Source organism: Mycobacterium sp. ELW1 (genome assembly GCF_008329905.1).
In the GTDB taxonomy this organism is placed as follows: Bacteria; Actinomycetota; Actinomycetes; order Mycobacteriales; family Mycobacteriaceae; genus Mycobacterium.
On sequence record NZ_CP032155.1, the window covers coordinates 1 to 25675 of the forward strand.

Sequence of the window (25675 nt, forward strand, 5' to 3'; positions counted from 1 at the left end):
GACTGTCCTGTCCACACCTGTGGATAACTATGTGGACAGATCGTTCGTCGGCTCAGCTATTGGTTCCTTGCCCGACCTTGCGACCAGGGGGATCTGTCGTTGACCGATGATCCCGGTTCAGCGTTCGCCACGGTGTGGAGTTCGGTTGTCGCCGAGCTCAACGGCGACGGAACTGCGGACCAGCGCCCCAGTAACGGAACTGGCGGCGATGCGCCGCTGACTCCGCAGCAACGCGCATGGCTCAAGTTGGTTCAACCACTGACCATCGCCGAGGGCTTCGCGCTGCTGTCGGTGCCCAGCAGTTTCGTCCAGAACGAGATCGAGCGTCATCTGCGGACCCAGATCGTCGACGCCCTCAGCCGGCGCCTCGGTCAACGGGTCGAGCTCGGTGTTCGGATCGCCCCTCCCGCTCTTGACGAAGACAACGAATCCGCCGCACCGGAGCCTGCCGTCGTCGATTCCGACCTCGACGAGGTCGACGAGGACCGCGAAGCACTGGCGAGCGCTCACGAAACCTGGCCGAGTTACTTCATCGAGCGGCCGCGCAGTAACCCGTCGGCCGAAGCGCCCGGCATCAGCCTCAACCGCCGCTACACCTTCGACACCTTCGTCATCGGTGCCTCGAACCGGTTCGCGCACGCGGCCGCCCTGGCGATCGCCGAAGCACCGGCCCGCGCGTACAACCCGTTGTTCATCTGGGGTGAGTCCGGACTGGGTAAGACCCACCTGCTGCACGCCGCCGGAAATTATGCGCAACGCTTGTTTCCCGGCATGCGGGTGAAGTACGTCTCCACCGAAGAGTTCACCAACGACTTCATCAACTCGCTGCGCGACGACCGCAAGGTTGCGTTCAAGCGCAGTTACCGCGACATCGACGTGCTCCTGGTGGACGACATCCAGTTCATCGAAGGCAAGGAAGGTATCCAGGAAGAGTTCTTCCATACCTTCAACACGCTGCACAACGCCAATAAGCAGATCGTGATCTCCTCCGACCGGCCGCCCAAACAGCTGGCCACCCTCGAAGACCGGCTACGGACCAGGTTCGAGTGGGGATTGATCACCGATGTCCAGCCGCCCGAATTGGAAACCCGCATCGCGATCTTGCGGAAGAAGGCGCAGATGGAGCGCCTCGACGTCCCCGATGACGTCCTGGAGCTCATCGCCAGCAGTATCGAGCGCAACATTCGCGAGCTCGAGGGCGCGTTGATCCGGGTCACCGCGTTCGCTTCGCTGAACAAGACACCGATCGACAAGGCGCTCGCCGAGATCGTGTTGCGCGACCTGATCGCCGATGCCGGCACCATGCAGATCAGCACCGCGGCCATCATGGCGGCCACCGCCGAGTACTTCGACACCACCGTCGAGGAGTTGCGCGGGCCCGGCAAGACCCGGGCATTGGCTCAATCGCGGCAGATCGCCATGTATCTGTGCCGGGAGCTCACTGACTTGTCCCTGCCCAAGATCGGGCAGGCGTTCGGCCGTGATCACACCACGGTCATGTACGCGGAGAAGAAGATTCGCGGTGAAATGGCCCATCGGCGTGAGGTGTTCGATCACGTCAAGGAGCTCACCACGCGGATCCGCCAGCGTTCCAAGCGCTGAAATCTCCACTTTTTCTGTCATCGCCGCGAAAAACTTCGGCCACTGTCGTACCACCCGTCACACTCCTGGCATGTGCACACCGTTGTGGACAACGGCTCACATCGAGGCGCAAGTATCGGAATGACAATGAACAACCGCCGGCTGTGCACAGCAGTCCTGTGATTCGTCCTCGGTCATGCACAGCTGGTCCACATGGCGCCATACCGTCGGAGCAGGCAATCGGTCGGCTAGTCCACAGGTTCCACAGGCCCTATTACTATTACCGTTCTCTCTCTTCCAATTTCTTCTTTGAAGACAGGGTTGGGGAGCAGCCGGTTCACAGGGCATCCGGCACGGTGTCGCGGTGCTCTTGTCACCGCGATCGATTAGCTTTCAAGATGGCGTCCGACGCTCTACGGTTGTTGTTCTGACTGCCGTTCAGCGGCTGTCGCTCACAGATCACGCTCATCCGTGCTCCGGCACGCGGTGGACGCTGGTCGGGGTTATTGGGTGATGAAGGGACTATGTAGACGTGGCAACGACGACGGTTGGCTCCGACCTGAAGTTCCGCTTGGTGCGGGAGGATTTCGCCGACGCGGTGGCCTGGGTTGCCCGTAATCTCCCGACCCGGCCGACGGTGCCGGTGCTGGCCGGCGTGCTGCTGACCGGCACCGATGAGGGTTTGACCATCTCCGGGTTCGATTACGAGGTGTCGGCCGAGGTGCGTGTTCCCGCCGAAATAGCTTCTCCTGGAAGCGTTTTGGTGTCCGGTCGGTTGCTGTCCGATATCACCAGGGCGCTGCCGGCCAAGCCCGTCGACGTCAGCGTCGAAGGCACTCGAGTGGCGCTGACCTGTGGCAGCGCGCGGTTCTCGCTGCCGACCATGGCGGTCGAGGACTACCCGGCGCTGCCGGAACTGCCGGAAGAGACCGGTGTCATCTCCGCCGACCTGTTCGGTGAGGCGATCGGCCAGGTGGCCGTAGCCGCCGGGCGGGACGACACACTGCCGATGCTGACCGGTATCCGGGTGGAGATTTCCGGTGAGGCAGTGGTTTTGGCTGCCACCGACCGGTTCCGGTTGGCCGTGCGTGAGCTGACCTGGTCGACCTCCTCCCCCAGCTTGGAAGCCGCGGTGCTGGTGCCGGCCAAGACGTTGGCCGAAGCGGCCAAGGCCGGCACGTCCGGCTCGGAGGTGCACCTGGCTCTCGGTGCCGGGTCGGCGGTCGGCAAGGAAGGCCTGCTGGGAATCCGCAGCGGCGGTAAGCGCAGCACGACTCGCCTGCTCGATGCCGAATTCCCGAAGTTCCGTCAGCTGCTGCCCGCCGAGCACACTGCGGTGGCCACCATCGGCGTCGGTGAGCTCACCGAAGCCATCAAACGTGTGGCGCTGGTCGCCGATCGTGGGGCGCAGGTTCGGATGGAATTCAGCGACGGGGTGCTGCACCTCTCGGCGGGTGCGGACGACGTCGGCCGCGCCGAGGAGGACTTGGATGTCGAGTTCGCCGGCGAGCCGCTGACGATCGCCTTCAACCCCACCTACCTCACCGACGGTCTGGGGTCGCTGCATTCCGACCGGGTGACGTTCGGATTCACCACTCCCAGTCGTCCTGCGGTGTTGCGGCCCGCCAATGCGGAAACACAGGTAGATGGCACCGGACCGTTCCCCGCCGTTCAGACCGACTACGTATACCTGTTGATGCCGGTCCGGCTGCCAGGCTGACCGGATCCCCTGACGTAGAGAGGCAGTCATGCAGCTGGGTTTGGTCGGTCTTGGCAAGATGGGCTTCAACATGCGCCAGCGGTTGCGCGAGGGCGGACATGAAGTCATCGGGTACGACCCCAGACCCGAGGTCACCGACGTCCCGACCCTGGCCGCGCTCGCCGAGGCACTCACCGCACCTCGGGTTATCTGGGTGATGGTGCCGTCCGGCCCGATTACCGATGACACGATCAGCTCCCTGGCAGATGTCCTCAGCCCCGGTGATCTCGTTGTCGACGGCGGCAACTCCAAGTACACCGAAGACGGCCCGCACGCGGAATTGCTTGGTAAAAAAGGCATTTCGTTCGTCGACGCGGGTGTGTCCGGTGGTATCTGGGGTCTGGCGGAAGGCTACGGCCTGATGGTCGGCGGCAGCGACGAGGACGTCGCCCGGGTGATGCCGATCTTCGACACGTTGCGGCCACCCGGGGATCTGGCAGACGGTTTCGTGCACGCCGGCCCGGTCGGTGCGGGTCACTACGCGAAGATGGTGCACAACGGCATCGAGTACGGGCTGATGATGGCCTACGCCGAGGGATACGAACTGCTGGCCGCCGAACCACTGATCAAAGACACCCAGGCAGTGATCCAGGCGTGGACCAACGGCACCGTCGTACGCTCGTGGCTGCAGCAGCTCCTGGCCAAGGCGCTCAAGGAAGATCCCGCGTTCGACGCGATCTCCGGGTACACCGAAGATTCCGGTGAAGGCCGCTGGACGGTCGAAGAGGCCATCCGCCACCGGGTGCCGATGCCGGTGATCGCGGCATCCCTGTTTGCGCGTTTCGCATCGCGACAAGAGGATTCGCCGACGATGAAAGCCGTTTCCGCGCTTCGTAATCAGTTCGGTGGGCACGCGGTCAAGCGGGTCTCGGTGTCGGGATAACCAGCCTCAATGTATGTCCGGCACCTGACGCTCCGCGACTTTCGGTCGTGGGAAAGCGTAGATCTCGAATTGGCGCCGGGCCGAACGGTGTTCGTCGGACCGAACGGGTTCGGCAAAACGAATATTGTTGAGGCGCTGTGGTATTGCGCGACGCTGGGATCGCACCGGGTCGCCACCGACGCCCCGCTGATCCGGGCCGGCGCCGAGCGGGCGGTGGTTTCGACGATCGTCGTCAACGAGGGTCGGGAATTGGCGATCGATCTTGAGATCGCGGCGGGCCGGGCCAACAAGGCTCGGCTGAACCGGTCCCCGGTGCGCAGTACCCGCGAGATCCTCGGTGCGGTGCGCGCCGTGCTGTTCGCACCTGAGGATCTCGCCCTGGTCCGCGGCGACCCAGGCGAACGCAGGCGCTATCTCGACGAGCTCGCCTCGGTACGCCGGCCGCGGGTCGCGGCGATCCGCGCCGACTACGACAAGGTGCTCAAACAGCGCACCGCGTTGTTGAAATCTGCTGCAGGAGCCCGTTTTCGGGGTGATTCCGGAGTGCTGGAGACCCTCGATGTGTGGGACGGCCACCTGGCCGCACACGGTGCGCAGCTGATGGCGGCCCGGATTGAGCTGACAAATCTGCTGGCGCCGGAGGTCGAAAAGGCTTATCAGCTACTGGCTCCGGCGTCTCGCCCGGCAGCGATCAGCTACCGCAGCAGCGTCCTGGACGGCGCGGACGACGGTCACGACGTGGAATATCTCGAGGCGGCGCTGCTGGCCGGACTGGCGGCGCGGCGCGGCGCGGAGCTGGAACGTGGGATGTGCCTGGTCGGACCGCATCGCGACGACCTCGAGCTGCGGCTCGGTGATCAGCCGGCCAAGGGGTTCGCCAGTCACGGGGAATCGTGGTCGATGGCATTGGCGCTGCGGCTGGCGTCCTATGAACTGCTGCGGACCGAGGGCAGCGAACCGGTGCTGATCCTCGACGACGTGTTCGCCGAGCTGGACAACTCCCGCCGCCGGGCGCTGGCCGGCGTGGCGGCCGACGCCGAGCAGGTGCTCATCACCGCGGCGGTCGGGGAGGACATCCCGACCGATTGGGACGCCACCCGGATCGGCATCACCTTGCGCGACGACGACGGGGGCCGGATGTCGGAGGTGGTGACGGCATGACCGAACCTGAGGACGAGCCCGCCGGCCCGCCCGAGCACCTCGCGAATCTGGCCGGCATGGATCTGGTGCGCCGCGCCCTGGAGGAAGCCCGCGGCGCCGCTCGCAGCCAGGGCAAGGAAGTCGGCCGTGGTGGCCGCTCGCCTCGGGCCCGCCGCGGCGGCGAGCGGGGCGGCCGTCGGGCCTGGTCGGGGCCCGGGCCGGATCGTCGTGATCCCCAGACGTTCGCGACGGTCGCCAACGAGCTGGCGAAGTCCCGCGGCTGGACGCCGAAGGTCGCTGAAGGTGCGGTGTTCGCCCAGTGGGCGACGGTGGTCGGCGAGCAGATCGCCGAGCACGCCGAGCCGACCACGCTGCGCGACGGTGTGCTGAGCGTGGCGGCGGAATCGACTGCGTGGGCCACGCAACTCCGGATGGTGCAGTCGCAGCTGTTGGCCAAGATCGCCGCTGCTGTCGGGGACGGGGTCGTGACGTCGCTGAAGATCACCGGGCCGGTGGCTCCATCGTGGCGCAAGGGCAAGTTGCACATCTCTGGGCGAGGGCCGCGCGACACCTACGGGTGAGCCGCAGTACCACTGTCGGCTGACGGCCACGAGACGCGCGCCGACTACCGTGTCAAGCGTCACCACGTATGCCAATCCGAGAAATTCCGTGCACGGCTCAACTAGGTGTGTAGAAACGCGGCCGCAGAATCAGTCCGGAACGCACTTACCGGTAGACTGGACAGGACCCGCGCGCGGCCGGTGACACCGTGCGCTTGCGAACCCCAAGGAGAGCGTTCCACTAGTGGCTGCCAAAGAACAGTACGGTGCCGACTCGATCAAAGTCCTCGAAGGCTTGGAGGCGGTCCGCAAACGTCCGGGTATGTACATCGGGTCGACCGGCGAACGAGGACTCCACCATCTCGTCTGGGAGGTCGTCGACAACTCCGTCGACGAGGCGATGGCGGGTTTCGCCACGAAGGTGACGGTGCGGATCCTCGAGGACGGCGGCGTCGAGGTCACCGACGACGGCCGCGGAATCCCGGTCGCCATGCACGCCACCGGAATCCCCACCATCGATGTGGTCATGACCGTTTTGCACGCCGGCGGCAAGTTCGAAGAGGGTGCCTACCAGGTGTCCGGTGGTCTGCACGGCGTGGGCGTCTCGGTCGTCAACGCTCTGTCGAGCCGGCTCGAGGCTGACGTCCGCACCGACGGCTACGAATGGTTCCAGACCTACGACCACTCGGTACCGGGCACGTTGCGTCAGGGCGAGAAGACCAAGAAGACCGGCACCACCATCCGATTCTGGGCCGACCCCAACATCTTCGAGACCACCACCTACGACTTCGAGACCATTGCCCGCCGCCTGCAGGAGATGGCCTTCCTCAACAAGGGCCTCACCATCGAGCTGACCGATGAGCGGGTCACCCCCGAGCAGGTCGTGGACGAGGTCGTCAGTGATACCGCCGAAGCGCCGAAGTCGGCCGAGGAGAAGGCAGCTGAGGCGGTCGCGCCGCACAAGGTCAAGCACCGGGTGTTCCACTACCCGGGTGGTCTGGTCGACTTCGTCAAGCACATCAACCGCACCAAGAACTCGATCCAGCCCAGCGTCATCGACTTCGACGGCAAGGGTGAGGGCCACGAGGTCGAGATCGCAATGCAGTGGAACGCAGGCTATTCGGAGTCGGTGCACACCTTCGCGAACACCATCAACACCCACGAGGGCGGTACCCACGAAGAAGGTTTCCGTGCTGCCCTGACCACAGTGGTCAACAAGTACGCCAAGGACAAGAAGCTCCTCAAGGAAAAGGACGCCAACCTCACCGGAGACGACATCCGCGAGGGCCTGGCCGCGGTGATCTCGGTGAAGGTCTCCCAGCCCCAGTTCGAGGGGCAGACGAAGACGAAACTCGGTAATACCGAAGTGAAGTCGTTCGTTCAGAAGATCTGCAACGAGCAGCTCACCCACTGGTTCGAGTCCAACCCGACCGAGGCCAAGACCGTCGTGAACAAGGCGGTGTCGTCGGCGCAGGCCCGTATCGCCGCGCGCAAGGCGCGAGAGCTGGTGCGGCGCAAGAGCGCAACGGATATCGGTGGCCTGCCCGGCAAGCTGGCCGACTGCCGCTCCACCGACCCCAGCAAGTCGGAACTGTATGTCGTGGAGGGTGATTCGGCCGGCGGCTCGGCCAAGAGCGGCCGCGACTCGATGTTCCAGGCGATCCTGCCGTTGCGCGGCAAGATCATCAACGTGGAGAAGGCCCGCATCGACCGGGTGTTGAAGAACACCGAAGTCCAGGCCATCATCACCGCGCTGGGTACCGGCATCCACGACGAGTTCGACCTCGCCAAGCTGCGCTATCACAAGATCGTGCTCATGGCCGACGCTGACGTTGACGGACAACACATTTCGACGCTGCTGCTGACCCTGTTGTTCCGGTTCATGAAGCCGCTGGTGGAGAACGGCCACATCTTCCTGGCGCAGCCGCCGCTGTACAAGCTGAAGTGGCAGCGCTCCGAACCGGAGTTCGCCTACTCCGACCGCGAGCGGGACGGTCTGCTCGAAGCGGGCAAGGCGGCCGGCAAGCGGATCAACGTCGACGACGGCATCCAGCGCTACAAGGGTCTGGGCGAGATGGATGCCAAGGAGCTGTGGGAGACCACCATGGATCCGTCGGTCCGGGTGCTGCGTCAGGTCACCCTGGACGACGCCGCCGCGGCCGACGAGCTGTTCTCCATTCTGATGGGCGAAGACGTCGAAGCCCGTCGCAGCTTCATCACGCGTAACGCCAAAGACGTTCGCTTCTTGGATGTTTAGCGAACCACACCCCCTCGTAGGGATAAGAGGATCACATGACTGACACCACCCTGCCCCCCGGCGACGAGGCCGGCGACCGCATCGAGCCGGTCGACATCCAGCAGGAGATGCAGCGCAGCTACATCGACTACGCGATGAGCGTGATCGTCGGGCGGGCCCTGCCAGAGGTCCGCGACGGCCTCAAGCCGGTGCACCGCCGCGTGCTCTACGCCATGTACGACTCCGGGTTCCGCCCGGATCGCGGGCACGCGAAGTCCGCCCGTTCGGTGGCCGAGACGATGGGTAACTATCACCCGCACGGTGATTCGTCGATCTACGACACCCTGGTCCGGATGGCCCAGCCGTGGTCGCTGCGCTACCCCCTGGTCGACGGCCAGGGCAACTTCGGCTCACCGGGCAACGACCCCGCCGCCGCCATGCGCTACACCGAGGCCCGGCTCACTCCGCTGGCCATGGAGATGTTGCGTGAAATCGACGAGGAGACAGTCGATTTCATCCCCAACTACGACGGCCGTGTGCAGGAACCGACGGTTCTGCCGAGCCGGTTCCCCAACCTGCTGGCCAACGGTTCCGGCGGTATCGCGGTCGGTATGGCCACCAACATCCCGCCGCACAACCTGCGCGAGCTGGCCGAGGCCGTCTACTGGTGCCTGGACAACCACGAGGCTGACGAAGAGGCGACGCTCGAGGCGTGCCGCGAGCGGGTCAAGGGTCCGGACTTCCCCACCCACGGTCTGATCGTCGGATCGTCGGGCATCAACGACGCGTACACCACGGGCCGCGGCTCGATCCGGATGCGCGGCGTCGTGGAGATCGAAGAGGACTCCCGCGGCCGCACGTCGATCGTCATCACCGAGTTGCCCTATCAGGTCAACCACGACAACTTCATCACCTCGATCGCCGAGCAGGTCCGCGACGGCAAGCTCGGCGGCATCTCCAATATCGAAGACCAGTCCAGCGACCGGGTGGGCCTGCGCATCGTCGTCGAGATCAAGCGCGACGCCGTGGCCAAGGTGGTGCTGAACAACCTCTACAAGCACACCCAGCTGCAGACCAGCTTCGGGGCCAACATGCTGTCGATCGTCGACGGTGTGCCCAGGACGCTGCGCCTGGACCAGATGATCCGCTACTACGTCGATCACCAACTCGACGTGATCATCCGGCGCACCAGATATCGGTTGCGCAAGGCCAACGAGCGCGCGCACATCTTGCGCGGCTTGGTGAAAGCCCTTGACGCACTTGATGAAGTGATCGCGTTGATCCGGGCATCGGAAAGTGCCGACGTGGCCCGGGTGGGCTTGATGGAACTGCTCGACGTCGACGAGATCCAGGCTCAGGCCATCCTCGACATGCAGCTGCGTCGCCTGGCCGCCCTGGAGCGTCAGCGCATCGTCGACGACCTCGCCAAGATCGAAGCCGAGATCGCGGACCTGGAAGACATCCTCGCCAAGCCCGAACGCCAGCGCGCGATCGTGCGTGACGAGCTCGCGGAGCTGGCCGACAAGTACGGCGACGACCGGCGCACCCGGATCATCGCCTCCGACGGCGACGTGTCCGACGAAGACCTCATCGCTCGCGAGGACGTCGTCGTCACCATCACCGAAACCGGTTACGCCAAGCGGACCAAGACCGACCTGTACCGCAGCCAGAAGCGCGGCGGCAAGGGTGTGCAGGGCGCCGGCCTCAAGCAGGACGACATCGTGCGGCACTTCTTCGTGTCGTCGACCCATGACTGGATCCTGTTCTTCACCACACAGGGCCGGGTGTACCGGGCCAAGGCCTACGAGCTACCGGAGGCGTCGCGCACGGCGCGCGGCCAGCACGTCGCCAATCTGCTGGCGTTCCAGCCCGAGGAGCGCATCGCCCAGGTCATCCAGATCAAGAGTTACGAGGACGCGCCGTATCTGGTGCTGGCCACCCGCAATGGCTTGGTGAAGAAGACCAAGCTCACCGACTTCGACTCCAACCGCTCCGGCGGAATCGTCGCGATCAACCTGCGCGACGGCGACGAACTGGTCGGTGCGGTGCTGTGCTCGGCGGAGGAAGATCTGTTGCTGGTCAGTGCCAACGGCCAGTCGATCCGGTTCTCGGCCACCGACGAGGCGCTACGGCCGATGGGCCGGGCCACCTCGGGTGTGCAGGGTATGCGGTTCAACGAGGACGATCGACTGCTGTCGCTCAACGTCGTGCGGGAGGGAACGTATCTCCTGGTGGCGACCGCCGGTGGTTATGCCAAGCGCACCGCGATCGAGGAGTACACCGCCCAGGGCCGTGGCGGTAAAGGCATCCTGACCATTCAATACGACCGGCGGCGTGGCAGTCTGGTGGGCGCATTGGTGGTCGATGAAGACAGTGAGTTGTACGCCATCACCTCAGGTGGGGGTGTCATTCGCACCGCTGCACGTCAGGTCCGCAAGGCCGGGCGCCAGACAAAGGGCGTTCGCTTGATGAACCTGGGTGAGGGCGACACACTGTTGGCTATCGCCCGCAATGCCGAGGAGCAGGACACCACGGACGAAGTGGACGAGCTGGACTCTGAATCCGACGCCACGTCCGACGAGACGTAGCGCGACGGGGCGACAGGTTAGGAGTGGCGGTGAGCGCACCGAACGAGCCGGGCCAACCCGGACCGAGTGAGGGCCCGGGTAACGGGACCGGCTCGGCCGAGCGGACCGGTCCCCGACCGGGTGCCAATGGTGGGTCCGCCGAGGCCCCGCCGTGGCAGCGCGGTGCTGCGCGAGCGCGGCAGGGCGGCGCGCCCCAGCGGCCGGCCGGTGAGGCGCAACCTCGCCAGGCGCCGCCGGGAGGTCCGGGCCTCGAGCAACGGGTGAACCGCTTCATCAGCGGCACCGCCGCGCCCGATCTTTCGGGATCGGGCGGTCCGCAACAGCCGCAGCAGCCTGAGCCGCGGCCGCAGGCCGAGCCGCGGGCCGAACTTCGTCCCGAAGCCAGGCCTGAACCACGCCCGGAGCAGCGCCCCGAGGGCAGCCGCCCCGAAGCCGCCCGCCCCGAGGGCTATGTCAGCGAGCTACCGGACCTGTCCGGCGTCGCCCCGCCGAAGCCGGTAGCGCAGCAACGCAAACCGGCACCGGAGCAGCCGGCTCGACCGGCCGGTGCCGCCACCCGCGTTCAGGTCGGTGCCAACCGTGCCCGCGGGCCGGTGCGGGCCAGCATGCAGATTCGGCGCATCGATCCGTGGAGCGCGTTGAAGGTGTCGCTGCTGCTGTCGGTGGCGTTGTTCTTCGTGTGGATGGTCGCGGTGGCATTCCTGTATCTGGTGCTCGGCGGCATGGGCGTGTGGAGCAAGCTGAACAGCAACGTCGGCGACCTGTTGACGGCCACCAGCGGTGGTGGCGGCGAGCTGGTGTCCAGCGGCACGATCTTCGGCGGTGCAGCGCTCATCGGTCTGGTGAACATCGTGCTGCTGACGGCGATGGCCACCGTCGGAGCGTTCATCTACAACCTCAGCACCGACATCGTCGGCGGTATCGAGGTCACGCTGGCCGACCGGGACTAGCGTCGGCGCACCGGTTTGGGTGCAGCACCCCCGGTGCGGTAATCTCGGCGCTCGGTCGTATGCAAATACGGGCCTATAGCTCAGGCGGTTAGAGCGCTTCGCTGATAACGAAGAGGTCGGAGGTTCGAGTCCTCCTAGGCCCACGATGTCTCGGTCATCGGGAAGGGCGCCCGTGCGGATTGCATTGCTGTTGGCAGTGTTGGTCGCGGGCGCCGTCGTTGTTCGGGCCCGCCGCGGCGAGGTCTGGCACACCCTCGACGATTGAGACGTACGGGGCCTTAGCTCAGTTGGTAGAGCGCTGCCTTTGCAAGGCAGATGTCAGGAGTTCGAATCTCCTAGGCTCCACAGAGATCCAGAATGGCCGCGTAATTCAGCGGCTGGCGGGTACCGCCAGGCGACGCGGCAACGTCTTCTTGCATCGACGACAGGTGAATGTGTCCTTGTCGATGAACAGCGTCTGCTCGTGGCTGCAGATCGCGCACCTGACTTTTTGATGTGAAAGGCTCCCCCAACCCATGCCAAATATGATGCACCCTGGGGCGGATCTGGCAAAGCAGATTCGTTGACAGCCAGTTCCAAGTATTTGACTAGTCAGCAAACCAAAATCTGACGTCGCCGCAAGTGGAGCGGCTGCGGCCGCAAATATCGTTGTGTGGCAATCGAACTCAAGACGTGACCGCAGTCGGCCGGCCAGCAATGGCTCGGCTGGCGGGTTAGATCTTCGGCGACACGTCGACACTGGGCGGCCGCGGCGACGGCTCGGGCGCCGAGGACCGTCGTGTGATCACGAACGCGACTGCCCCACCCACTGCAGCCAACCCCAGGAAGCCGAACACGAACAGCCGCCGACGCCGCCGATGCCGCGACGTCCGGACCTCCTGGAGGACCTGGGGAAAGTCCGCGACCACCTGTCTGACCGCCTCGAGCTCGGTCCCGACTTCCTGCTGCACAGCACGGGCCTCGCGGGCGCGGCGCCGCAGCGCGACCGCGGCCGATTCCGCCGAATTCGCGGTGATGCCGACCACGCCGCGGGTGATGTCCACCGGGCCGACGGCGGTGTAGTGCAGTCCGCGGTTCAGCCGCTCCCGCGACGTGAGTTTGGGTTCACTCGTGCGGCCCATTTCATCCTCCCGACCGGTGACGCGTTGATGCCGTCAACACTGCCACAGCGCTACGGGGGTGGCCGCGGGATCGGGCACTCGCTCCTAGTGGCACACTGAGTTCCCGTGACGAGCGACATCGCAACCGCAACAGCGACCCTGCACACGAACCGCGGCGACATCAAGATCGCCCTGTTCGGTAACCACGCCCCCAAGACCGTCGCCAACTTTGTTGGTCTGGCTCAGGGCACCAAGGAGTACTCGACGGAGAACGCGTCGGGCAGCACCTCGGGCCCCTTCTACGACGGCGCCGTCTTTCACCGCGTCATCGACGGATTCATGATCCAGGGCGGTGACCCGACGGGTACCGGCCGCGGCGGCCCGGGCTACAAGTTCGCCGACGAGTTCCACCCGGAGCTGCAGTTCGACAAGCCCTACCTGCTGGCGATGGCCAACGCAGGACCGGGCACCAACGGCTCGCAGTTCTTCATCACCGTCGGCAAGACACCGCACCTGAACCGTCGGCACACCATCTTCGGTGAGATCGTCGACCCCGAGTCGCAGAAGGTCGTCGACGCGATCGCCACCACGGCGACCGATCGCAACGACCGGCCCACCGACGATGTGGTGATCGAGTCGGTCACCATTTCCTGAACCGCGCATTGAGGCAGTACTGAGGGCGAGGATTCCGCGGAATCCTCGCCCTCAGTGCTATCTCAACGGGTTACCGGCGGCCGGCGAATCCCGCATCAGTCAACGCGTCCAGAACATCGACCGGGTCGGTTCCCAGGTCCCACCGACTGAGCACGATCAGCCGGTCGGCGGTCGTGTCGATCTCCAGCAGTCGGGTCTTGCGGCCGACCCGGCGGAACTCGGTGATCCGGATCAGCGCGATGTCGGCCCGGTGCAATGTCTGAGCCTTGAACCACCCGCGGTACACCAGTGCGTCACCGGTGATAGCCAGCCGGGGTTGCGCTCGCCATGATCCGATCGCGAACGCGACCAGTCCGAGCGCAGCAATCCCGGTGAGAATCCGGCCGGGCACGTCTGTGATGACGGTCACACAGACGATTGCCATCAAAAGACCGCCGATCCCCAGAGCTGCGATGGCGGGAGTTTTCGGCGACCACTCAGTTTGCTGCACGGCTACCCCCGGCACGTCTACCGCGAGGTATGGAGTTATCCACAGGCGCTATCAACAATGGGGATGAATCACACGCGTGTGATTGGGTGACCAGGAGGTTGCCAGCCTTGGAACGGCGATCGCACAGCATGAAGCTGTCGGGGTATCGCAGCCGCTCAGCGCCACCGCATCGTCAGCAACAATCCGGAGATCATGAAGCCGAAGGCGATCGCGTAGTTCCAAGGGCCCAACTTGGCCATCCACTGCAGCGCGCTCGGGGTGTCGTATCCGGAAGCGGCCAGCTGGAACACCAGCAGCCAGGCCAGCCCGAACAGCATCAGGCTGATGAACAGCACCACGAACCACACGCTCGACGGTCCGGCCTTCACCTTGACCGGAGTGCGGCTCACCGTATTGACCGTGAAGTCGTTCTTCTTGCGAACCTTGGACTTGGGCATGGGTACCTTCGGGCCGGGATCTTCTGCGACGATGGTGCGCAGATCGCTTATGAGATTAACGCAGCGGCGCCGTGACCCGACAATTCCGGCGGCAGCGACGACGGGTGCCCAGCGCTCGCCGTGGCGGTTCGGCGTCCCGGTGGTGTGCCTGTTGGCGGGCGTTCTGCTGGCCGCCACCCACGGTGTCTCCGGCGGCAGCGAGATCCGCCGCAGCGACTCCCCCCGGCTCGTCGATCTGGTGCACGACGCTCAGCAGTCGGTGGACCGGCTCAGCGCCCAGCGCGACGCGTTGGCGTCGCAGATCGACTCCACCCACGGCGGCGGATCCGGCACCGCACTGGCGGCCATGCAGGCTCGCGCCGACGAACTGGCCGCCACTGCCGGGCTGAATCCGGTACACGGGGCCGGCCTGGTGGTCACGCTCTCCGACGCCCAGCGTGACGCCAATGGGCGCTTCCCCCGCGACGCCTCCCCCGACGACCTCGTGGTCCACCAGCAGGACATTCAGGCTGTGCTCAACGCGCTGTGGAGCGCCGGCGCCGAGGCGATCCAGATGCAGGATCAGCGCATCATCGGGACGTCCGCTCCGCGGTGCGTCGGCAACACTCTGCTGCTCAACGGCCGCACGTACAGCCCGCCGTACACGATCACGGCGATCGGAGATGCGACCGCGATGCAGGCCGCCCTGGCGTCCGCTCCCCTGGTCACGCTGTACAAGCAGTACGTGGTGCGGTTCGGTCTGGGCTACAGCGAGCAGGTCCGCGACGATGTCCAGGTCGCCGGCTACACCGAGCCGGTGCGGATGCGCTACGCCCAGCCGGCGGGTCCAGTGGGTTACTGACCTGCAGCACCCCGGGTAACCTGGCCTGATGCAGGTTTTGGTCGTCGACAATTACGACAGCTTCGTGTTCAACCTCGTCCAGTATCTGGGCCAGCTCGGGGTGGACGCGCAGGTCTGGCGCAACGACGACGACCGCCTGGTTGACGAAGCCCGCGTTGCCACCGAATTCGACGGGATCCTGCTCAGTCCGGGACCGGGTACCCCGGAACGTGCCGGCGCCTCGATCCCGCTGGTTCGGGCGTGCGCCACGACCGGCACCCCGCTACTGGGTGTGTGCCTCGGGCACCAGGCGATCGGTGTGGCATTCGGCGGGACGGTCGACCGCGCACCCGAGCTGCTGCACGGCAAGACCAGCACCGTCTATCACACCAATATCGGTGTGCTGCACGGACTTCCGGACCCTTTCACGGCGACGCGCTACCACTCGCTGACGATCCTGCCGGAGACCATGCCGGCCGAACTCGAGGTGACCGCGCGCACCGAGGGCGGTGTCGTCATGGCCGTCCGCCACGTCGAACTGCCGATCCACGGCGTGCAGTTCCACCCGGAGTCGATCCTGACCGAGGGTGGTCACCGGATGCTGGCCAACTGGCTGGGCTTCTGCGGACAGGCCCCCGAGGAGTCGCTGGTACGGCGCCTCGAACAAGAGGTCGCCGACACCGTGCGGCACGCCATCGGCGGGCCGTTGTCAGCTACGACGCAAAGCTGAGGGTGATCGGGTCGCTGAACTTCACCGGCGTGCCCGGCGCCGGACTCTGGGTCACCACGGCTGCGGACTTCTGCCCGCTGTTCTGCACGTCTGCGCCCTTGTCGAGTATCCCCGTCCACCCCAACGCCGCCAGCCGCTGTGAGGCGTCGGTCCAGAACATGCCTCGCAGGTCCGGCATCACGAACTGATTGCCCTTGGACACCTTGATCTGGATCACGGTGTCCTGAGGCACGGTCTGTCCGTTGGGCGGATCGGTGCCGACCACTTGACCGGACGGGTCTGTGCCGTCCGTCGGAACCGGCAGCGTCTTGAGGAATCCCGAGGCCGTGAGGATCTGCTGGGCGACGTCGACCGTCTGTCCCGCGACGACCGGCACCTCGGCGGTCTGCGGCCCGTTGCCCACGACCACCGTGATCTCGTTGGTGATCGCGGAAGTCTGGTTGGCCGGCGGAACCGTCGACAGCACCTTGTCCTTCTGGTCAGGCGTGGATGGTGAGTTGACCTGCTTGAACTTGGTGAAGCCGGCGTCCTTGAGCTTCTGGACGCATTCGCCGTAGGACAGGCTGGCGGAGCAGTCCGGAATCTCGCGCTGCTCGGGACCGTAGGAGACGTTGATGGTGATCTCGTCTCCTGCGGCAGCCATCGAGTTGGCCGGCGGGTCGGTGCTGATCACGCTCCCCGGCGGGATCGTGTTGTCCGCTTTCTGCTGGCTGCGGATCTTGAAGCCCTTATTCTGCAGTGCCACCACAGCGTCCTGCTGTGCCTGCCCACGCACGTCGGGCACCTGCAGATTGCGGGGGTTGCCGCTGACCATGTTGATCCCGATGGTCACCACCACGGTCAGGATGGCCAGCACCGCGACCACGATCAACCAGCGGCCGATCGACCCGCCCGCCCGGTCGTTCTCCAAAAGAGCGCCGTGCCGCGGAATCTCGTCGGTCTCGTCCCCGCGAGACGGCGCCGCCGGCGTCGCATTGAGCATCGAGGTACGTTCGGCGGCGCTGAGCACCTTGGGCGCCTCGGGAGCCTCGCCGTTGTGCACCCGCACCAGGTCGGTGCGCATCTCGGCCGCGGTCTGATAGCGGTTGTCCGGATTCTTGGCCAGCGCCTTGAGCACCACCGCGTCCAGCTCCGGGGAGATCCCCGAATGCTTCTGCGACGGCGGCACCGGATCCTCGCGGACGTGCTGATAAGCCACCGCCACCGGCGAATCACCGACGAATGGCGGCTCGCCGGTCAGGATCTCGTAGAGCACGCAGCCCAGCGAGTACACGTCAGACCGCGCGTCGACCGGCTCCCCGCGGGCCTGCTCGGGCGAGAGATATTGCGCGGTGCCGATCACTGCGGCGGTCTGGGTGACGCTGTTGCCCACGTCGGCCAGCGCCCGGGCGATGCCGAAGTCCATCACCTTCACCGCGCCGGTCTTGGAGATCATGATGTTCGCCGGCTTGACGTCGCGGTGGATGATGCCGTGCTGGTGGCTGAAATGCAGCGCCTGGCAGGCGTCGGCGATGATCTCGATGGCCCGGCGGTACGGGATCGGGCCGTCGGTGTGGACGATGTCGCGCAGGGTCACGCCTTCGACGTACTCCATCACGATGTACGGCAGCGGACCGTTGGCGGTCTCGGCCTCGCCGGTGTCGTAGACGGCAACGATCGCGGGATGGTTCAGCGCGGCGGCGTTCTGCGCCTCACGGCGGAACCGCAGATAGAAGCTCGGGTCGCGCGCCAGGTCGGCGCGCAGCACCTTGACCGCGACGTCGCGGTGCAGGCGCGTGTCGCGGCCCATGTGCACCTCGGACATGCCGCCGAAGCCGATGATCTCGCCCAGCTCGTAGCGGTCGGACAGGTGCTGTGGGGTGGTCATCGCGGTTTCTCGTCGGTGTGAACAGCCTCGGACAGCGAGCCAACGTCCAGGCTGGCAGCGCTGAATCGGGGTACCCCGATCTGTCCTCCAGGATTACCGGCGATGTGGTGATCCGTCCAACCCGACGGCGCGACCTGGCTGGTGGGCGGGGTGACGGTGTCGGTGACGGTCTGCTCGACGGGTTTGTTGTCCTTGCGGTCCCGGTCGGCCAGCACGATCAGGATGGCGCTGATGATCGCCAGGGCGCCCAACACACCGGCGGCCCACAGCAGCGCCCGCTGGCCCGAGGAGAACGTGCGGCGCGGCGGCGGCGGGCGGTGACTGCCGGTGTTGGCGCGCGGGCGCGTCCCGGTCGGCGGGGCGGCGGCAGGCATCCGCGGCGAGCTGCCCGGGATCGAGGCCGGGGTGGCGCGGATGGTCGGCGCGGAGTTGGGCCGCGGCGGACGCCGACCCGCCCGCACGGCGGCGGTCGCGTCGGCGAACTGACCACCGTTGCGGTAGCGCATGCCCGGGTTCTTCACCAGGGTGATCTCGATCAGCTCGCGCACATTGGGCGGCAGGTCGGCAGGCAGCGGCGCCGGCGTCTCCTTGATGTGCTTCATCGCCACCGTCAGCGCACCGTCGCCTGTGAACGGGCGCTTACCCGAAACCGCCTCGTAGCCAACAACTCCCAGCGAATACACGTCACTGGCGGCGGTGGCGTCGTGACCCAGCGCCTGCTCGGGGGCGATGTACTGGGCGGTGCCCATCACCATTCCGGTCTGGGTGACCGGCGCCGCGTCGACGGCCTTGGCGATACCGAAGTCGGTGAGCTTCACCTGCCCGGTGGGCGTGATCAGGATGTTGCCCGGCTTGACGTCGCGGTGCACCAGTCCGGCGGCGTGGGCCACCTGCAGGGCGCGACCGGTCTGCTCGAGCATGTCCAGGGCGTGCCGCAGCGACAACCTGCCGGTGCGCTTGATCACCGAGTTCAGCGGCTCACCGTTGATCAGTTCCATCACCAGGTAGGCGGTCCGGCCTTCGCCGTCCATATCGGTCTCGCCGTAGTCGTGCACGGCGGCGATACCGGGGTGGTTCAGCATGGCGACGGTGCGCGCCTCGGCGCGGAACCGCTCGACGAACTCCGGGTCCGACGAGAACTCCTGCTTGAGTACCTTGACCGCGACCCGGCGGCCCAGCCGGCTGTCGACGGCCTCCCACACCTGGCCCATGCCGCCGGTGGCGATCAGCCGCTGCAGCCGGTACCGGCCGGACAGCGTGACTCCTACGCGGGGGCTCATGATGCCCCCTGCAGGGCTGCCGCGATCGTCGCCCGGCCGACCGGGGCGGCCAATGCGCCGCCGGTGGCGTTCAACCGGTCACCACCGTTCTCGATCAGCACCGCGACCGCCACCTTGGGGCTCTGTGCTGGGGCGAAGGCGATGTACCAGGCATGGGGTGGAGTGTTGCGAGGGTCGGTACCGTGCTCTGCGGTACCGGTCTTTGATGCGATCTGCACGCCGGGGATCGCCCCTTTCTGCTGGGTCATCTGTTCGGCGCCGATCATCAAATCCGTAAGTTTAGCCGCGACCTGCGTCGATACGGCACGCCGCTGTTGCTGGGGTGCTGCCGTGCTGATGCTCGACAGGTCCGGCCCCTTGAGGCTGTCCACCAGGTACGGCTGCATCAGCACACCGGAGTTGGCGATCGTCGCCGCCACCACCGCGTTCTGCAAAGGTGTCACCGCCACGTCTTTCTGACCCATGCTCGACATCCCCAGGGCGGCGGCGTCGGAGATCGGGCCGATGGTCGACTCCGCGACCTCCAGCGGGATCGGCGCTGGTGGGTTGTCGAACCCGAACGCCTGCGCGGTGTTGCGCAGGGCGTCAGCACCCACCCGGATACCCAATTCCACGAAAGCGGTATTGCACGAGCGGGCAAACGCCTCCCGCAGAGACGCGGTGGGCGCGCCGCCGCACGGCGTGCCGCCGTAGTTCTCCAGGGTCGCGGTGCTGTTCGGGAGCTGGATCTGGGGGGCGCTGGTGAGCTGATCGTTGTCGGTCACACCGTTCTGCAACGCCGCCGCGGTGGTGATCACCTTGAACGTCGACCCGGGTGGGAAGGTCTCGGCGATGGCCCGGTTGGTCAGCGGCGAGCTGGGGTCGTCGCGCAGTTGCTGCCAGGCGGCGCCCTGTTCCTCGGCGTCGTGGGTGGCCAGCAGGTTGGGGTCGTACGACGGCGAGGACACCATCGCCAAGATCTTTCCGGTGGACGGCTCCAAGGCCACCACCGAGCCGCGGCATCCGCCGGTGCAGCCCCGCTGCATCGCTTCCCACGCAGCCTGCTGAATACGCGGCACGATCGTGGTGTCGACGTTGCCTCCGCGCGGATCGCGACCGGTGAAGAAGTCGGCCAGCCGGCGGCCGAACAGCCGCTGATCGGAGCCGTTGAGGATGCCGTCCTCGGCGCGCTCGAGTCCGGTACTGGAGTAGCGCAACGAGTAGAACCCCGTAATCGGTGCGTAGACAAGGGGATTCGGATAGACGCGGAGGAAGCGGTAGTGGCCGTTGGTGGACACCGAGTAGGCCAGCAGCTGTCCGCCCGCGGTGATCTGGCCGCGCTGGCGGGAGTACTCGTCGAGCAGCACGCGCTGGTTGCGGGGGTCGGCACGCAGGCCGTCGGCGCGGAAGACCTGCGTGATCGTCGCGTTGAGCAACAGCAGCACGATCAACGCCATGATCATCACCGAGATGCGGCGCAGGGAAGTGTTCATACGCGCTCGATCACCTCGGTGCTCGACGACGCGATCGACGCGTGCGGATTGGTGATGATCGGGCGCCGGGCGGCGTGCGAGATCTTCACCAGGATGGCCAGCAGCAGATAGTTGGCCACCAGCGACGAGCCACCGTAGGACATCCACGGCGTGGTCAGACCGGTCAGCGGGATCAACCCGGTGACACCGCCGACCACGATGAACAGCTGGATCGCCAGCGTCGAGGCCAACCCGGCGGCCAGCAGCTTGCCGAAGCTGTCGCGCACGGCGATGGCGGTGCGTAGCCCGCGCACGATCGCGATCGCGTAGAGCATCAGCACCCCGGCCAAGCCGACCAGGCCCAGCTCTTCACCGACCGCGGCGATGATGAAGTCCGTCGACGCGGCGGGAACGGTGCCGGGTTGGCCGTTGCCCAGCCCGGTGCCGAAGATGCCGCCGGTGGCAAAACTGAACTGCGACTGCACCATTTGATAGCCGGTGCCTTCGGGGTCGCCGAACGGATCCAGCCAGGTCTGAACCCGCACCCGCACATGGCCGAACAAGTAGTAGGCCACCACGCTGCCCGCGGCGAACAGCGACAGGCCGATGACCACCCAGCTGAACCGCTCAGTGGCGATGTACACCATCACCAGGAACGAGGCGTAGAGCAGAAGTGAAGTGCCCAAATCTTTTTCGAAGACCATGACACCGACCGAGACGATCCACGCCACCAGCAGTGGCGCCAGGTCGCGGGGTCGCGGCACGTCGGTGCCGAGGAAATGCTTGCCTGCGCTGGTGAACAGGTCGCGCTTGGCCACCAGCACCGCGGCGAAGAAGATCAGCAGCAGGATCTTGGAGAACTCCGCAGGCTGAATACTGAAGCCGGGGAACCGAATCCAGATCTTCGCTCCGTTGGTCTCGGAGAAATGGCTGGGCAGCAGCGCGGGGATCGCCAGCAGCACAAGGCCGACGAGACCGCAGGTGTAGCCGTAGCGGGCCAGGATCCGGTGGTCTTTGAGGAAGACGACCACCAGCGAGAAGCCGAGCACGCCGACGAGCGTCCACAGCATCTGCTGCTCTTCGCTGGGTCCGCGTTGCGGGGCGATCGCGCCGCCGATCAGGTCGAGGCGGTGAATCATCACCAGACCAAGTCCGTTGAGCAGTGCGACAACTGGCAGCAGGACCGGGTCGGCGTAGGGCGCGAACCGCCGGATGGCCAGGTGCGCGCACACGAACAGGGTGAGGAACGCCAGCGTGGAACTCGCCAGATCCCAGCTGATGCCCTGCTCCTGGTTGGCCTCGACGATGAGCAGTGCCACCACGGTGATGAAGGTGGCGAAGCACAGCAACACCAGTTCGGCGTTGCGGCGGGTCGGTGTGGCCGGCGCCAGCGCGACGGGTGCCTGCGGTTGGGTACTCATGCCGCCGCCCGGCAGTCAGTGCCCGGCTTCTGCGGCGCGGCGGGTAGTTGGGTCACCGTCGGAGCAGGGCTCGGCGCAGGTGCCGGAGCGGCGGCCGAAGGCGTTGGGACAGCGCCACTTTCAGTGGAAGACGGGGCCGCGCTCGAGGATGCCGCCGGCGGCGGAGGCGTGCTCGACGACGGAGCGGGGGCCGACGAGGAGGTCGGCGCGGGTGCTGACGGAGAGGTCGGTGCGGCTGTGGGAACGGGCACCGGCCCCGGCGCGGGAGATGCGCTCGGAGCCGGGGTCGGGGTGGCGGATGGGGCCGGGGTGGGGGTCGGTGTGCTGGTCGGGGGCGGCGCGCACGGGGGCAGCACCGAGCTGTGCGCCAATTCCCGCAGCTGCCCGATCGCGTCGTCGAGGGTGCCGGCCGGAAGCCCGGCCGACACCTGCGCGCGCTCCGAGGGCCGAAGATCCTGCAATCGCATCAACTGGCAGCCCAGCGAGTCGGTCGGCTGGCCATAGCTGATCTGGGATAGCTCATTGCGGTCGTTCAGGCAGCCCAGCAGGTACGGCTCCTGCAGCGGATAACCCAGGATCGAACCCTGGATGCCGCGCATGATCGCCACGGTGCCGTTGTCGGCGCTGACGTAGTAGTTGCTGCGGATGATCTGCCGTCCGACCGCGAGACCGGCGAGGATCACCAACAGGACCAGGGCGCCGGCGATGATCATCCGCCGCCGCGAGCGGGGCTTCGGCGGCGGCTCAGGTTCGGCCACCACCCGCTTGGCAGGAGCGGGCCGGGGGTTGAACGCCGAGGCTCGCCCGGCCGCGGTGTTGGGCGGGGCGACGTGGTCGTCGTCCCCCGACACCGCACCGGCCAGGATCGGCTGGGTCTGGCCGCCGTAGTCATGGTCGACGACGTCGGCCACCACCACCGTGACGTTGTCCGGTCCGCCACCGCGCAGAGCCAGCTCGATGAGCCGGTCGGCGCTCTCGGCGACGTCGTCGATCTGCAGGGCTTCCAGGATGGTTTCCTGGCTGACCGGATCGGACAGGCCGTCGGAGCACAGCAGATAGCGGTCGCCCTCCTTGGCTTCCCGCATGATCAGCGTCGGCTCGACCTCGTGACCGGTGAGCGCGCGCATGATCAGCGAGCGCTGCGGATGGCTGTGGGCTTCCTCCGCGGTGATGCGCCCCTCGTCGACGAGGGTCTGCACGAAGGTGTCGTCCTTGGTGATCTGGGTCAGCTCGCCGTCGCGCAGCAGATATCCGCGGGAGTCACCGATGTGGACGAGGCCAAGTCTGTTGCCCGCGAACAGGATTGCGGTCAGCGTGGTACCCATGCCCTCGAGCTCGGGCTCCACCTCGACATGCGCGGCTATCGCGGAGTTGCCGTCGCGCACCGCGGAGTCGAGTTTGCTCAGCAGGTCGCCGCCGGGCTCGTCGTCGTCGAGGTGTGCCAGCGCGGCGATCACCAGCTGGGAGGCCACCTCGCCGGCCGCGTGCCCGCCCATGCCGTCGGCCAGGGCCAGCAGGCGCGCGCCCGCGTAGACGGAGTCCTCATTGTTGGCGCGCACCAGGCCGCGGTCGCTGCGGGCGGCATAGCGAAGGACAAGGGTCACGGGCGCAACTCGATCACCGTCTTGCCGATATGCACCGGCGTGCCAACCGGAACGCGTACTGCCGTCGTCACCTTCGCCCTGTCGAGGTATGTGCCGTTGGTCGATCCTAGGTCTTCCACGTACCAGTCGGCACCGCGCGGCGACAGCCGGGCGTGCCGAGTCGAGGAGTAATCATCGGTCAGCACCAGCGTGGAGTCGTCAGCGCGGCCGATCAGCACCGGCTGGGTGCCCAAGGTGATCCGGGTGCCGGCCAGTGCGCCCTCGGTGACCACCAGGTAGCGGGCGGCGTGCCGTTGCTGGCGGGACGGCAACAGTGCGCCGCGCAGCGCCAGGCCCCGGCGGACCATCACAGCGCCGGTCGGCGCGTAGATGTCGTTGCGCAGGACGCGCAGCACAGACCAGATGAACAGCCACAGCAACAGCAGGAAGCCGGCGCGCGTCAGCTGCAGAACTAACCCCTGCATCCGGCGTCCCCTCCGTCCTCGTGCCCTGCTTGCCGTTCCCGTGATACCTGCAGGCACCGGGCCGACTTCGGCACCGTCACGATACTTGGACGCTGGTGGGTACGCGGGTGAAGCCACTCCGCGTCAACCAAGCTGCGACCTTCGTCGACCTCAGTGAACGCGGACGATGATCTCGGAGTGGCCCAGTCGGATGACGTCGCCGTCGGCCAGCTGCCACTCCTGCACCGGCGCGTTGTTCACCGTGGTCCCGTTGGTGGAATTCAGGTCGGACAGCAACGCGACCTGGCCATCCCACCGGATCTCCAGATGCCGGCGTGAGACGCCGGTATCGGGCAGCCGGAACTGCGCGTCCTGGCCGCGGCCGATGACGTTGGCACCTTCGCGCAGCTGATAGGTACGTCCGCTGCCGTCGTCGAGCTGCAGGGTGACCGCGTGGCCGGCGGACGGGTACTCGCCCTGGGCGGGCGGCTGGGCGTACCCGCCGTAACCGCCACCGGCGGGCTGGCCGTAGTCGTAGTCCCGCCCGGCGGGTTCGGCGTAGCCGCCCTGCTCGTAGCCGCGGCCAGCCGGCTGACCGTAGTCGGGCTGGCCGTACTCCTGGCGGCCGTAGCCGCCGGCCGGTTGTCCGTAGCCCTGCTGCTCATAGCCACCCTGGTCGGGGTAGGCGGGGCGAGGCTCGGGACGGCCGTAGCCGGCGTCCTCGTGTCGGCCCGGACCGCGGCCGTAGTCATAGTCGCTGGACGGCGGACCCTGAGGTGCGTAACCGCCACCCTGCGGCGGACCGTAGGACGGGGCGCCGTATCCCGGCGGCGGGGCCTGCCGGTAGCCCTGGTCATAGCCCTGGCCCTGGTCGTAGCCCGGGCCGCCGTAGCCGCCGGCCGGGGGGCGCTGCTCGGGAGCCTGGCCGCCGTAGCCCTGGCCGCCGTAGCCGCCCTGCTCGGGGTAGGCCGGCCGCTGGCCGTAGCCCTCGGGCGGGGGCGCGTAGCCGCCCTGCTCGGGCGGGTAGGGGCCGCGCTGCTCGGGGGCGCCGCGCTGCTCGTCCTGCGGGCGGGGGTAGCGCTCGTCGTAGTAGTCGTCGCCGGGCCGCCCCTGACCCTGGTCGCCTCGGTAGGTGGGGTCGTTGCTCATCGCTGGTACTCCTGGTTCTGCGGTGTACGCCTGGTTCGATTCTGGCGGGGCGGTTGTGGCGCGGGACGGGTGGGGGTCGACGTCGGGGTTGACGACGCCGCGCGCACGGTATTGGCCGGTGTGCAGATTCGGCGACTGCTCGAACCTGACGACCAGCTCACCATACGTTTGCCATCCCTGATCACGGATGTAGCCGCCCAAGTGTTTGGCAAAAGTGTCCGTGGTGAGATCGCGGTCGGCGCTGACCTTCTCGAAGTCAGCCGGACTGAGGGTAATGACGTACTCATTGGGGGCCAAAAATCGTTCATGTGGAAGGGTTTGCACACCCGCGGAGGCTTCCCGCCGCAGCGCGGCTTCCACCTCTGCCGGGACAATTGATCCGCCGAATACCCGGGCGAACGCGTCGCCCACGGTGTTCTCGAGTTTGCGCTCGATGCGTTGAACCAGACCTCTCTGGTTACTCATCTCACCGCCTAGCTCGAGTCTGCCGCGTGTTGCGTCGACGCTTGTTCACCTTGATGCTATCGGCCCA

Annotated in this window: 21 protein-coding genes and 2 tRNA genes; 13 read left to right on the forward strand and 10 right to left on the reverse strand. The window is 66.6% G+C overall.

What is annotated here, in order from left to right:
• The first annotated feature begins 99 nt into the window (after window positions 1-99).
• From dnaA to D3H54_RS00050, 10 genes are all read left to right on the forward strand, one after another.
• Window positions 100-1602, forward strand: a complete 1503-nt coding sequence (gene dnaA / locus D3H54_RS00005; protein WP_149377303.1) for a chromosomal replication initiator protein DnaA — start codon at window positions 100-102, stop codon at window positions 1600-1602.
• 511 nt (window positions 1603-2113) lie between these two features.
• Window positions 2114-3301: a DNA polymerase III subunit beta gene (gene dnaN, locus D3H54_RS00010; protein ID WP_149377304.1), complete on the forward strand. Its 1188-nt coding sequence runs from the start codon at window positions 2114-2116 to the stop codon at window positions 3299-3301.
• Between the two features lie 28 nt (window positions 3302-3329).
• Window positions 3330-4223: a phosphogluconate dehydrogenase (NAD(+)-dependent, decarboxylating) gene (gene gnd / locus D3H54_RS00015; protein ID WP_149377305.1), complete on the forward strand. Its 894-nt coding sequence runs from the start codon at window positions 3330-3332 to the stop codon at window positions 4221-4223.
• A 9-nt stretch (window positions 4224-4232) separates the two neighbouring features.
• Window positions 4233-5384 carry a DNA replication/repair protein RecF gene (gene recF, locus D3H54_RS00020; protein ID WP_149377306.1) on the forward strand — a complete coding sequence of 384 codons (1152 nt, stop codon included), beginning with the start codon at window positions 4233-4235 and terminating at the stop codon, window positions 5382-5384.
• Window positions 5381-5944, forward strand: coding sequence for a DUF721 family protein (locus D3H54_RS00025; RefSeq protein ID WP_149377307.1), 564 nt, complete (start codon window positions 5381-5383; stop codon window positions 5942-5944). Before recF ends, D3H54_RS00025 begins: the two co-directional genes overlap by 4 nt.
• Window positions 5945-6167: 223 nt before the next feature.
• On the forward strand, window positions 6168-8180 hold the full coding sequence (gyrB, locus tag D3H54_RS00030) for a DNA topoisomerase (ATP-hydrolyzing) subunit B (protein WP_149377308.1): 2013 nt from the start codon (window positions 6168-6170) through the stop codon (window positions 8178-8180).
• 35 nt (window positions 8181-8215) lie between these two features.
• A complete protein-coding gene (gene gyrA / locus D3H54_RS00035) occupies window positions 8216-10747 on the forward strand; it encodes a DNA gyrase subunit A (RefSeq protein ID WP_149377309.1) in 2532 nt (843 codons plus the stop codon).
• A 29-nt stretch (window positions 10748-10776) separates the two neighbouring features.
• Window positions 10777-11697 carry a DUF3566 domain-containing protein gene (locus tag D3H54_RS00040; RefSeq protein ID WP_149377310.1) on the forward strand — a complete coding sequence of 307 codons (921 nt, stop codon included), beginning with the start codon at window positions 10777-10779 and terminating at the stop codon, window positions 11695-11697.
• Between the two features lie 69 nt (window positions 11698-11766).
• Window positions 11767-11840, forward strand: a tRNA-Ile gene (locus tag D3H54_RS00045).
• A gap of 129 nt (window positions 11841-11969) precedes the next feature.
• Window positions 11970-12042, forward strand: a tRNA-Ala gene (locus D3H54_RS00050).
• 368 nt (window positions 12043-12410) lie between these two features.
• Here D3H54_RS00050 and cwsA read toward each other — a convergent pair.
• Entirely contained in the window at window positions 12411-12818 is a 408-nt protein-coding gene (gene cwsA / locus D3H54_RS00055; RefSeq protein WP_149377311.1) for a cell wall synthesis protein CwsA, read from the reverse strand.
• Between the two features lie 105 nt (window positions 12819-12923).
• Here cwsA and D3H54_RS00060 point away from each other — a divergent pair, with 105 nt between their 5' ends.
• The gene (locus D3H54_RS00060; RefSeq protein ID WP_083117710.1) at window positions 12924-13451 is read left to right on the forward strand and encodes a peptidylprolyl isomerase; all 528 of its coding nucleotides are present in this window, start codon (window positions 12924-12926) and stop codon (window positions 13449-13451) included.
• 70 nt (window positions 13452-13521) lie between these two features.
• On the opposite strand, the gene D3H54_RS00065 is transcribed toward D3H54_RS00060, so the two are convergent.
• Together D3H54_RS00065 and crgA are read right to left on the reverse strand one after the other, a co-directional pair.
• Window positions 13522-13941 carry a PH domain-containing protein gene (locus tag D3H54_RS00065; RefSeq protein ID WP_149377312.1) on the reverse strand — a complete coding sequence of 140 codons (420 nt, stop codon included), beginning with the start codon at window positions 13939-13941 and terminating at the stop codon, window positions 13522-13524.
• A 155-nt stretch (window positions 13942-14096) separates the two neighbouring features.
• Complete coding sequence (gene crgA / locus D3H54_RS00070) at window positions 14097-14378, reverse strand: cell division protein CrgA (RefSeq protein WP_149377313.1); 282 nt, start codon at window positions 14376-14378, stop codon at window positions 14097-14099.
• A 49-nt stretch (window positions 14379-14427) separates the two neighbouring features.
• Between crgA and D3H54_RS00075 the strand changes: the two genes are divergently transcribed.
• Window positions 14428-15219, forward strand: coding sequence for a DUF881 domain-containing protein (locus D3H54_RS00075; protein ID WP_149377314.1), 792 nt, complete (start codon window positions 14428-14430; stop codon window positions 15217-15219).
• A gap of 28 nt (window positions 15220-15247) precedes the next feature.
• Window positions 15248-15928, forward strand: coding sequence for an aminodeoxychorismate/anthranilate synthase component II (locus D3H54_RS00080; RefSeq protein WP_149377315.1), 681 nt, complete (start codon window positions 15248-15250; stop codon window positions 15926-15928).
• Here the strand turns inward: D3H54_RS00080 and pknB are convergent.
• The 7 genes from pknB to D3H54_RS00115 all read right to left on the reverse strand — a co-directional run bounded on the left by pknB (window position 15912) and on the right by D3H54_RS00115 (window position 25608).
• Window positions 15912-17795 carry a Stk1 family PASTA domain-containing Ser/Thr kinase gene (pknB, locus tag D3H54_RS00085; RefSeq protein WP_149377316.1) on the reverse strand — a complete coding sequence of 628 codons (1884 nt, stop codon included), beginning with the start codon at window positions 17793-17795 and terminating at the stop codon, window positions 15912-15914. The two genes, D3H54_RS00080 and pknB, sit on opposite strands and share 17 nt — an antisense overlap.
• Complete coding sequence (locus D3H54_RS00090; protein WP_149377317.1) at window positions 17792-19075, reverse strand: protein kinase domain-containing protein; 1284 nt, start codon at window positions 19073-19075, stop codon at window positions 17792-17794. The genes pknB and D3H54_RS00090 overlap by 4 nt, the downstream gene beginning before the upstream one ends.
• Window positions 19072-20547 carry a D,D-transpeptidase PbpA gene (pbpA, locus tag D3H54_RS00095; protein ID WP_149377318.1) on the reverse strand — a complete coding sequence of 492 codons (1476 nt, stop codon included), beginning with the start codon at window positions 20545-20547 and terminating at the stop codon, window positions 19072-19074. Before pbpA ends, D3H54_RS00090 begins: the two co-directional genes overlap by 4 nt.
• Window positions 20544-21947, reverse strand: a complete 1404-nt coding sequence (locus tag D3H54_RS00100; protein ID WP_149377319.1) for an FtsW/RodA/SpoVE family cell cycle protein — start codon at window positions 21945-21947, stop codon at window positions 20544-20546. Before D3H54_RS00100 ends, pbpA begins: the two co-directional genes overlap by 4 nt.
• Window positions 21944-23551, reverse strand: a complete 1608-nt coding sequence (locus D3H54_RS00105) for a PP2C family protein-serine/threonine phosphatase (protein ID WP_149377320.1) — start codon at window positions 23549-23551, stop codon at window positions 21944-21946. The genes D3H54_RS00100 and D3H54_RS00105 overlap by 4 nt, the downstream gene beginning before the upstream one ends.
• Window positions 23548-24015 (reverse strand): FHA domain-containing protein FhaB/FipA, encoded by a 468-nt coding sequence (locus tag D3H54_RS00110; RefSeq protein WP_115317971.1) that lies wholly within the window; start codon window positions 24013-24015, stop codon window positions 23548-23550. The genes D3H54_RS00105 and D3H54_RS00110 overlap by 4 nt, the downstream gene beginning before the upstream one ends.
• Window positions 24016-24165: 150 nt before the next feature.
• Window positions 24166-25608 carry an FhaA domain-containing protein gene (locus D3H54_RS00115; protein WP_149377321.1) on the reverse strand — a complete coding sequence of 481 codons (1443 nt, stop codon included), beginning with the start codon at window positions 25606-25608 and terminating at the stop codon, window positions 24166-24168.
• Window positions 25609-25675 lie beyond the last annotated feature (67 nt).